Origin of the sequence: Sphingobium sp., from assembly GCF_041987595.1 — a bacterium.
Lineage (GTDB): Bacteria > Pseudomonadota > Alphaproteobacteria > Sphingomonadales > Sphingomonadaceae > Sphingobium.
Window position 1 is genome coordinate 1 of record NZ_JBHIWJ010000259.1, and the last position, 513, is coordinate 513.

A 513-nucleotide genomic window follows, 5' to 3' on the forward strand; every position below is an offset into this window, starting at 1 on the left:
CGCCGAGGATCCGGTCGAGCAGTTGTTGTTCACATTCAGAACCGGGATGCCTGTCATTCCGACATGGTACAGGGCGCGCTGACCGCAGGTGCTGTCGCCATAGACATAGCCAACATAGGCCTGTTGGACTTTATCATAATCCAACCCCGCGTCTGCCAGAGCGGACCGGGTCGCAGCGGTCGCCATCACATCGTAGCTTTCGGATTTTCCCGGCTTCTGGAACGGGACCATCCCAACGCCTGCAACATAGGCTTTGTCTGTCATTTCTCTCTCTCCCAAGTTCGGTCAGGCCACCCTAATCGGTCCGCCAGCCTATTTTCTACCATTTGTTAGATTTTAAATCCCAACCTTGGGAAGTGTCAATATCGCCAAGCTGTGACGTAGGGAGCTTGCGCTATTTTCTAACTTGTGTTTGTTTTCGGGCCACACGCCCTGATCGGCGGCACAATTGAGGGATTCTGGTCCCGGCGCAACCGCTGACAAGCGTTTAGCACTCAGCTTACGAAAGGTGGT

General features: G+C 54.2%; 1 pseudogene. It reads right to left on the reverse strand.

Annotated features, from left to right (window positions below):
- Positions 1 to 264, reverse strand: a pseudogene (locus ACFC3J_RS23060) (lipid-transfer protein); the annotation flags it as partial.
- Positions 265 to 513: the final 249 nt, after the last annotated feature.